Raw genomic sequence first — 9,181 nt, 5'->3', positions numbered from 1 at the left:
TGCTCAGTACCGATGTAGTTGTGGTTGAGCATCCGGGCCTCTTCCTGGGCCAGGACGACAACCCGCCGCGCACGGTCGGTGAACCTCTCGAACATGTCGGCTCCCTCCGGACTGAGCCTGAATCGGAGTCTCCACTCTAGTTGGATCGATCGGCCCGGCGTCCTCAGGTTCTTTCGCGTCAAGCGAAACCCGCGCCTGTGAGCCGGTTGAGCGGGACGACCCCCGTGAGGTACGGCATGACCGTAGGTGGCGGCGTCGGTTCGCACCGCGCGATCTAGGATCGGGGTCATGCCCTTGACCGCGAACGACGTCGACCGGTTCGAGGCCAGCAGGCCGCGCCTGGAGGCCATCGCCTACCGCCTTCTCGGCTCCGCCGGGGAGGCCGAGGACGCCGTGCAGGAGACGTACCTGCGCTGGCAGGCCGCCGACGTCGACCACGTCGAGGTCCCCGAGGCATGGCTGACGAAGGTCCTCACCAACCTGTGCCTCAACCAGCTCAGCTCCGCGCGGGCGCGCCGCGAGACCTATGTGGGCCAGTGGCTTCCCGAGCCGCTGCTCGCCGGGGACCCGATGCTCGGCCCGGCCGACACCGCCGAGCAGCGTGAATCGGTCTCGTACGCGGTCCTCACCCTCATGGAGCGCCTGTCCCCCAACGAGCGGGCGGTGTACGTGCTGCGGGAGGCCTTCGACTACCCACACCGGGAGATCGCCGAGATCCTCGACATCACCGAGGCCGCCAGCCAGCAGATCTTCCACCGGGCCAAGAAGCACGTCGCCGACGGCAAGGCCCGCACCGCGACCGACGAGGCCGCCACCCGGCGCATCGTCGAGGAGTTCCTGGCGGCCGCCACCACCGGCCGTATCGAGCCGCTCGTGCGCCTGCTCACGGAGGACGCCATCGCGATCGGCGACGGCGGCGGGAAGATCCCGGCCCGCGCCAAGGCGTTCGAGGGCGCCGTCGCGGTCGCGAAGTTCCTGCGGGGCCTGTTCAAACCGGCCGAGGTCAAGCGCGCCATGGTCGGCGGCACGCCCGAGGTCTACATCTGGACCGCCAACGGCGATCCCGCCGTCGTGGCCGTCGTGGAGGGCCGGGTCGTCGGTGTCATGTGCCTGGAGCTCACCGCCGGGGGCATCGCCGCGGTCCGCAGCCAGGTCAATCCCGACAAGCTCGAACGCGCGACCGCGCACTGGGCCGCCACGGACCACGGGGAGCCCCTGTTCGAGGCCCTCTGATCGCTATGTGAGGTGCTTCACATCGCGTTCCTGTCAGGAAATGGCGCGCCGCCCGGTTCAAGGGGCAAATCGCGCAAGACAGGAGCAAGGGCCATGCAGCACCGCATCGTCGTCCTCGGAGCCGGATACACCGGAGCCATCGCCGCCGGGCGCCTCGCCAAGCGGCTTCGCCGCGAGGACGTCGCCATCACCCTCGTCAACGCCGAGCCTGACTTCGTCGAACGCGTCCGCATGCACCAGCTGGCGGCCGGCCAGACCCTCAAGCCCCGGCCGTTGAGCGAGATGTTCGCGGGCACCGGCGTCGAACTGAGGCTCGCGAAGGTCACCGGCGTCGACGTCGACCGCAAGACCGTTGCCGTCGTCGACGCGAACGGCGCCGACGTGACCGCGCCCGGGTCCGGCGCCGAAGAACTCGCCTATGACACGCTCGTCTACGCCCTCGGCAGCGGCTGGAACGCCCAGGGCGTCCCCGGGGCCGCCGAGCACGCCTATGAGATCGCCGGCCGCCCCGGAGCACTCCGGCTGCGCGAGCGCCTGGCCCGCCTCGACGCGGGGCAGACCGTGGTCGTCGTCGGTGGCGGCCTCACCGGGCTGGAGGCCGCGACCGAGATCGCCGAGGCCCGCCCGGACCTCGACGTCGCCCTCGCCGCCGGCGGCGGCCTCGGCGACTGGCTCTCCCCCAAGGGCCGCGAGCACCTGCGGAAGGTCTTCGGCAGGCTCGGGATCACCGTGCACGAGCATGTCCCCGTGACCGGCGTCGAAGCCGACCACGTGGTCACCGCCGACGGCACGGCCATTCCGGCCGCGGTCACCGTGTGGACCACCGGCTTCGCGGTCCACCCGATCGCGAAGGCGACCACCCTGGAGGTCACCGGCACCGGCCAGATCGTGGTCGACGGGACCATGCGCTCGGTCTCGCACCCCGACGTGTACGCCGTCGGCGACGCGGCCATGGCGATGGGCCCCGGGAACAAGCCGCTGCGGATGTCGTGCGCCTCGGGAACTCCGGCCGCCTGGCAGGCCGCCGACGCGATCGCGGCGCGCCTGACCGGCGGGAAGCTCCCGAACGCGCCGATCCGCTACTTCAACCAGTGCGTCTCACTGGGCCGCAGGGAGGGCCTGATCCAGTACGTCACCGCCGACGACCGCGCCATGCAGGCGGTCCTGACCGGACGGCTCGCCGCCGTCTACAAGGAACTGGTCTGCAAGAGCGCCGCCTGGGGCGTCGCCAACCCGACGCTCGGGCTGCCGACCCGGCGCCGCCGCGTCACCCGGGAGCAGGCCGCGGCGGGCTCGGCCGTCAAGGCGCCGGCGTAGAGCACGAAGCGAAGCGAGCTCCCTCGATGCCGCCGTGTCCCCGGCCGGCCCTGCTCGTGGGCGCCTGCTGAAGATCCGGACAGTCGCCGGCTGCCCGGCCGTACGCAGGACGTCCCCGTACGCGGGCGCGGTGGCGGCCCAGGTCCTCTGAGCCGCCACCACCGCGTCGAGGCACGTCGGCCGTCCTCGGCCCCGGCGCCGGCGATCATCACGATGACGTCGCCCGCCGCCGGCTCACAGCTGCTCGCCGAGCTTGAAGCCGCGCTCGACGTCGCCCACACGGGTGTAGGAGAAGCCGTCTGCGCCGACCGTCACGGCCATCTCGCTGGTGTGCGTGCGCTCCACCACCGGCACCGGATTGCCGTCGAGGTCGAGCACCGTCGAGGCCTCGGTGTACCAGCTCGGGACGACCGGGTTGCCCCACCAGTCGCGACGCTGGTTGTCGTGGACGTCCCACGTCACGAGCGGGTTGTCCGGGTCACCGGTCCAGTAGTCCTGCGTGTAGATCTCCACACGGTGGCCGTCCGGGTCGAGGATGTAGAGGTAGAACGCGTTCGAGACGCCGTGACGGCCCGGGCCGCGCTCGATCCGGTCTGAGATGCGCAGAGCGCCCATCTTGTCGCAGATCGCGATGATGTTGTGCTTCTCATGGGTCGCGAAGGCGACATGGTGCATGCGCGGGCCGTCGCCACCGGTCATCGCGGTGTCGTGCACGGTCGGCTTGCGGCGCATCCACGCGGCGTACACGGTGCCCTCGCCGTCCTCGATGTCCTCGGTCACCCGGAAGCCGAGGTCCACCATGTGCTTGGCCGCGCGCGGGACGTCCGGCGTGACCTGGTTGAAGTGGTCGAGGCGGACCAGCGCGCCCGGGGTGTGCAGCTGGTAGTGCCAGGCGAGGCGCTCGACGTGCTCGACCTCGTAGAAGTACTCGATCGGGAACCCGAGGGGGTCCTGGACGCGGACCGCGTCGCCGACGCCCTTGACGAAGCCCTCCTTGCGGCGCTCGACACGGCAGCCGAGCTCGGTGTAGAAGGCGACCGCCTTGTCGAGCTCCTCGGGAGAGCGAACCCGGTAGGCGAACGCGGCGACGGCGGCCACCGGGCCCTGACGCAACACGAGGTTGTGGTGGATGAACTCCTCGAACGTCCGCAGGTAGATCTCGTTCTCGGTCTCCTCTGTCACGACGAGGCCGAGCAGGTCGACGTAGAACTCGCGCGACTTCTTCAGGTCGGTGACGACCAGCTCCATGTACGCGCACCGGACGATGTCGGGCGCCGGAGCCTTCGGGGTGGGGATGTCGGTGGTCATGGTGCTCTCCTCGCTCATTTCTGCGTCGTGAAGGACGTGGCCGCCTCGGGCCCGCGGCCGAAGCGCGGCGAATGGGCGTCGTTCAGGGTGATGTGCACGGCCTGCTGGTACGTGTAGAAGTCGATCGACCGGTAGCCGCCCTCGTGGCCGAGGCCGGAGGCCTTCACGCCGCCGAACGGGGTGCGCAGGTCGCGCACGTTGTTCGAGTTGAGCCAGACCATGCCCGCCTCGACGCTCTGGGAGAACGTGTGGGCGCGCTTGAGGTCGTTCGTCCAGACGTACGCCGCGAGGCCGTACTTGACGCCGTTGGCGAGCTGGAGAGCCTCCTCGTCGCTGTCGAACGGGGTGATCGCGACAACCGGGCCGAAGATCTCCTCCTGGAAGATCCGGGCGTCCGGCTCGACGTCGACGAAGACGGTCGGGGCGACGTAGTTGCCCTCGGGCAGGCCCTCCGGGCGGCCTCCGCCCGCGACGAGACGGGCCTCGTTCCTGCCGATCTCGACGTAGCTCATGACCTTGTCGTAGTGCTCGGGGTGCACAAGCGCCCCGACCTCGGTCGCCGGGTCGTGCGGGTCGCCGACCACGATGTTCTTCGCGCGCTCGGCGTAGCGCTCCACGAACTCGTCATAGACGGAGCGCTCGACGAGGATGCGGCTGCCGGCCGTGCAGCGCTCGCCGTTGAGCGAGAACACCCCGAACACCGTGGCGTCCAGCGCCGCTTCCAGGTCGGCGTCGGCGAAGACCACGGCCGGCGACTTGCCGCCGAGCTCCATGGACAGGCCCTTGAGGTGCGACGCCGCGTTGCCGAAGATGATCTGCCCGGTACGGCTCTCGCCGGTGAACGAGATCAGCGGCACGTCGGGGTGCTTCACCAGCGCGTCGCCGGCGTCCTCGCCGAAGCCGTTGACCAGGTTGAACACCCCGTCCGGCACGCCCGCCTCGCGGAAGATCTCCGCCCACAGCGATGCCGACAGCGGGGTGAACTCGGCGGGCTTGAGCACCACGGTGTTGCCGGTGGCCAGCGCCGGGGCGAGCTTCCAGGACTCGAGCATGAACGGGGTGTTCCACGGCGTGATGAGGCCCGCGACGCCCTTGGGCTTGCGGTTCACGTAGTTCACCTGGCGGCCGGGCACCTTGTAGGTGTCGTCGCGCTGGGCAACGATCAGGTCCGCGAAGAACCGGAAGTTCTCGGCGGCGCGCTGGGCCTGGCCGAGCGCCTGCGTGATCGGCAGACCGGTGTCCCACGTCTCCAGCTCGGCGAGCCGCTTGTCCTGCGCCTCGACCAGGTCGGCCACCCGGTGCAACACCCGCGAGCGCTGGCGGGGCAGCAGCTTCGGCCACGTGCCGTCGAAGGCCCGCTTCGCGGCGGCCACCGCGAGGTCGATGTCTGCTTTCTTGCCGGCCGCGGCCTTGATGTAGACCTGGTTGGTGGCGGGGTTGAGCACGTCGAAGGTGTCGCCGTCGACGCTGTCGACGAACTTTCCGTCGATGAAGTGCTGGATGTGGTCCGGCAGCCCGTCGGGGGCGTGCTGTCTCATGGTTGCTCCTGAGCCGGGTGAGTGGATCGGGTGGGTGGGTCGGGTGAGTTCGTGGATCGGGGTCAGCGGCCGGAGCCGGACGTGGCATGGCGCCGGCGGTCGGCCTGGTAGGCCAGCACCGCGTTGAGAGTGCCGAGCCGGTGGTCGCGGGCCGCGAGTTCGACGGTCAGCGGCGTCTCCCCGGCCTCGATCAGCCGCAGGAGCGCCTCGTGCTCGTCGACGGACTCGCGCGCGCGACCGGGCACGAAGCCGAAGACGGAGTCGCGGAGCACGGTCAGCCGCTTCCAGCCGCGGTGGACGAGGTCGACGACGTGCGGGTTGGGGCACTCCTCGAAGAGCACCGTGTGAAAGGCGCGGTTGAGCTCGGTGAACCGGTGCGGGTCGAAGGCCTCCAGGGACTCGGCCATCTGGTCGTTGATCGCTCGCGCCCGGGCGATGTGGTCGCCGGTGACGCGGGGTGCCGACAGCGCGGTCGCGGCGCCCTCCACGAGGGCGAGCGTCTGCATCGTGTACAGGTACTCCTGCTCGTGCATGAAGGCGACCTGGGCGCCGATGTTGCGCTCGAAGGTCACCAGGCCCTCCGCCTCGAGCAGGCGTATCGCCTCGCGCACCGGGACCGTGCTGACGCCGATCTGCTTCGCGACGGCGTCGAGGACGAGGCGGTACCCCGGCGAGAACCGGCCGGACTCGATCCGCTCGCGGATCCAGTCATAGGCGATCCGGGACTTGCTCCTGGTCTGGGTCACGCCTGTTCCGCCCGCCAGGCCTGATAGCGCCTGCGCCACTCGGCGTCGAGCGGGAAGAGGCCGTCGACGGGATGGCCCTCCGCCACCCGCGCGGCGACCCACGCGTCCTCGGCCTCCTGGTCGGCCGCTCCGGTGGCGACCTGCTCGACGAGCCGCCGCGGGATGACGACCACCCCGTCGTCGTCGCCGACGACGACGTCACCGGGCACCACGGCGGCGCCTCCGCAGGTGATCGTGGCGTCGACCTCCCACGGGACGTGCCGCCTCCCGAGCACGGAGGGATGGGCGGCCTGGGCGAACGTCGGAATGCCGATGGCGGCGACGGCGGCAGAGTCGCGCGCGGCCCCGTCCGTGACGATTCCGGCGGCGCCCAGCGTCTTCGCGCGCAGAGCGAGGACGTCGCCGACGGTGCCGGCGGTCGCGTCGCCGCGGGCCTCGATCACCAGCACCTCGCCCTCCGCCAGCGAGTCGAAGGCCTGCTTCTGGGCGTTGAAGCCGCCGCCGTGCGACTCGAACAGGTCTGGTCGATGAGCGACGAAGCGCAGGGTCCGGGCGATGCCGATCATCTTCGTCCCGGGGACCAGCGGGTGGACGCCGTCGATCGACGAGTGCGGATAACCCAGCTTGCGCAGCTGCGCGCTGATCGTCGCCACGGCGGCCGACGAGAGCTTGTCACGCAGCTCGTCGGTCAGGGCGAACGGCGCCGGCACAGTGACATTTCCCGGCACAGTGACATTTCCCGGCACGGTCACGCCAGCCGTCTCTGCGTCGCCCCACGCCTCGATGCGCTGCAGATCGTCGACATGGGGCTTCGCGCCGTACTCGGCGAACGGCGTCGTCCCCTCGACCACCCTGGTGACCAGGCGGCCCGTGCTCGGCGCGCCGGGGGCGGTCGGCGCGTCGACCTCGACCTCCACCACGTCGCCCGGGACCGCGACGGAGGAGCCGGCCGGCGTGCCGGTCAGGATGACGTCACCGGGCTCGAGAGTGATCAGCTGGGACAGGTCGGCCACGAGCGTCCCGAACGGGAAGACCAGGTCGGCGGTCGTGTCGTCCTGCTTGAGCACGCCGTTGACCCAGGTGCGGACCCGCAGGGCCGTGGGATCGACCGACGCGGCCGGGATCACCTCCGGGCCCAGCGGAGTGAACCCGTCTCCGCCCTTGTTGCGCAGGTTCGAGCCCTTGTCGACGAGACGGAGGTCGTAGACGCCCCAGTCGTTGGCGGCGGTGATCCCCGAGATCGACGCCCACCCCTCCTCCGGAGTGACGCGGCGCACCCGGGTGCCCACGATCAGCGCGACCTCGCCCTCGTACGCCAGGAGCTCCGTGCCGGCCGGCCGCTCGATGACGTCGCCGCTCGCGGCCATCGACGAGGGCGGCTTGAGGAAGAACGACGGGTACGCCGGGGTGCGCCCGCGCTGCGCGATGCGGGACGGGTAGTTCAGGTGCAGAGCGATGATCTTGCCGGGTCGTTCGATCCTGCTCACGGCGTCTCCTCGATGAACTCGGCGGCGAGCCTCTCGCTCCCGCGGGCGAGCAGCTGGACGTCGGCGCCGACGAGGATGAAGTCGGCGCCGGCGGTGAGGTATCGCCGGGCCAGCGCCGGCGCGAAGGCGTTGAGGCCGGCCTTGACGCCGGCCGCCGCGGCGACCCGGAGGCAGTGCTCGACCGCGGCCACCACCTCGGGATGGTCCTGCTCTCCGAGCACACCCATCGAGGCGGCCAGATCGGACGGTCCGACGAAGATGCCGTCGACTCCGGGCGTGGCGACGATGGCTTCGACGTTCCCGACCGCCTCGGCGGACTCGATCTGGAGATAGAGCGAAACGGTCTCCCGGGCGGTGCGCAGATAGTCGGGGACCCGGTTCCAGCGCGAAGCGCGCGCGAGTGCGCTGCCCACTCCCCGGACGCCGCGCGGCGGGTACTCCACCGCGCTCACCATCGCCGCGGCCTGTTCCGCGGTGTCGACCATCGGGATCAGCAGATTCTGCGCGCCCAGGTCGAGGTACTGCTTGATGACGACGGGGTCGCCGACCGGCGGGCGCACCAGCGGGGTCACGGGGTAGCCGTGGACGGCCTGCAACTGGGCGAGCAGGGACTCCACGCCGTTGGGGCTGTGCTCGGCGTCGACCAGCAGCCAGTCGAGTCCGCTGCCGGCGCAGATCTCGGCGACCAGCGGGCTGCCGCTGCACACCCACATGCCGACAAGTGGCCGGCGGGCCGCGGCGAGCGCGTCGCGGAAGGTCGGCTCTACTCGAAGCGGCACGTGATCGCCCCCAGGTCGCCGTACTCGGCGTGGACGGTGTCGCCGCGCTCCACCCACATCGGACGGGTGAACGAACCGGCCAGGATGATCTCCCCGGCCTCGAGCGTGGTCCCGTGCTGGGCGAGCTTGTTCGCGAGCCAGGCCACGCCCGTGGCCGGGTGGTTGAGCACGCCCGCGGCGACCCCGGTCTCCTCGATCGTCTGGTTCCTGTAGAGCAGGGCGCTCACCCAGCGCAGGTCGACCGCGTCGGCCGCGACAGGGCGCCCGCCGACGACCATCGCGCCCATCGCCGCGTTGTCGCTGATCGTGTCGACGATGGTCCGGCCCTGCAGCTCGATGTGCGAGTTGAGAATCTCCAGGGCGGGGACGACGTACCTGGTGGCGTCGAGCACGTCGAACAGGGTGCAGGCCGGGCCGGTGAGCGGCTTGTCCAGCACGAAGGCCAGCTCGACCTCGATGCGCACGTTGGAGAAGTCGTCGAACGGGATCACGGCGCCGTTCTCGAGGATCATGTCGTCGAAGATCACCCCGTAGTCGGGCTCGGTGATCCCGGTGGCGGCCTGCATCGCCTTGGAAGTCAGGCCGATCTTGTGGCCGACGATCCTGTGGCCCGCCTCGACCCGGCGCCTCGCCCACAGCGCCTGGACGGCGTAGGAGTCCTCGATCTCCATTCCGGGGTTGCGGGCGGACAGGAGCGGCACGACGCTCCGGTCACGGTCGGCGGCGAGCAGCTCGTCGGCGATCCGCTCGATCTGTTCTTGCTGCAACACGAT

At 70.7% G+C, this 9,181-nt stretch carries 8 protein-coding genes; 2 read left to right on the top strand and 6 right to left on the bottom strand.

All coding sequences use genetic code 11. From position 1 onward, the window contains the following. Positions 1 to 288 precede the first annotated feature (288 nt). Complete coding sequence (locus tag ABZ857_RS41185) at positions 289 to 1,233, top strand: RNA polymerase sigma-70 factor (protein ID WP_357055384.1); 945 nt, start codon at positions 289 to 291, stop codon at positions 1,231 to 1,233. Between the two features lie 93 nt (positions 1,234 to 1,326). Further along, complete coding sequence (locus tag ABZ857_RS41180) at positions 1,327 to 2,550, top strand: FAD-dependent oxidoreductase (RefSeq protein ID WP_357055381.1); 1,224 nt, start codon at positions 1,327 to 1,329, stop codon at positions 2,548 to 2,550. A gap of 234 nt (positions 2,551 to 2,784) precedes the next feature. Here ABZ857_RS41180 and hpaD read toward each other — a convergent pair whose 3' ends face one another. The 6 genes from hpaD to hpaH all read right to left on the bottom strand — a co-directional run bounded on the left by hpaD (position 2,785) and on the right by hpaH (position 9,178). Beyond that, the gene (gene hpaD / locus ABZ857_RS41175) at positions 2,785 to 3,858 is read right to left on the bottom strand and encodes a 3,4-dihydroxyphenylacetate 2,3-dioxygenase (protein WP_357055378.1); all 1,074 of its coding nucleotides are present in this window, start codon (positions 3,856 to 3,858) and stop codon (positions 2,785 to 2,787) included. A gap of 14 nt (positions 3,859 to 3,872) precedes the next feature. Further along, positions 3,873 to 5,396, bottom strand: coding sequence for a 5-carboxymethyl-2-hydroxymuconate semialdehyde dehydrogenase (hpaE, locus tag ABZ857_RS41170; RefSeq protein ID WP_357055375.1), 1,524 nt, complete (start codon positions 5,394 to 5,396; stop codon positions 3,873 to 3,875). A 62-nt stretch (positions 5,397 to 5,458) separates the two neighbouring features. After that, positions 5,459 to 6,142 carry a GntR family transcriptional regulator gene (locus ABZ857_RS41165; RefSeq protein WP_357055372.1) on the bottom strand — a complete coding sequence of 228 codons (684 nt, stop codon included), beginning with the start codon at positions 6,140 to 6,142 and terminating at the stop codon, positions 5,459 to 5,461. Continuing rightward, positions 6,139 to 7,629, bottom strand: coding sequence for a fumarylacetoacetate hydrolase family protein (locus ABZ857_RS41160; protein ID WP_357055369.1), 1,491 nt, complete (start codon positions 7,627 to 7,629; stop codon positions 6,139 to 6,141). Before ABZ857_RS41160 ends, ABZ857_RS41165 begins: the two co-directional genes overlap by 4 nt. After that, positions 7,626 to 8,408: an aldolase/citrate lyase family protein gene (locus ABZ857_RS41155; protein WP_357055366.1), complete on the bottom strand. Its 783-nt coding sequence runs from the start codon at positions 8,406 to 8,408 to the stop codon at positions 7,626 to 7,628. The genes ABZ857_RS41160 and ABZ857_RS41155 overlap by 4 nt, the downstream gene beginning before the upstream one ends. Further along, entirely contained in the window at positions 8,393 to 9,178 is a 786-nt protein-coding gene (hpaH, locus tag ABZ857_RS41150; protein WP_357055363.1) for a 2-oxo-hept-4-ene-1,7-dioate hydratase, read from the bottom strand. The genes ABZ857_RS41155 and hpaH overlap by 16 nt, the downstream gene beginning before the upstream one ends. Positions 9,179 to 9,181: the final 3 nt, after the last annotated feature.

Origin of the sequence: Microbispora sp. NPDC046933 (genome assembly GCF_040644635.1) — a bacterium.
GTDB lineage: Bacteria > Actinomycetota > Actinomycetes > Streptosporangiales > Streptosporangiaceae > Microbispora.
This window is presented reverse-complemented; position numbering and strand designations above follow the sequence as displayed.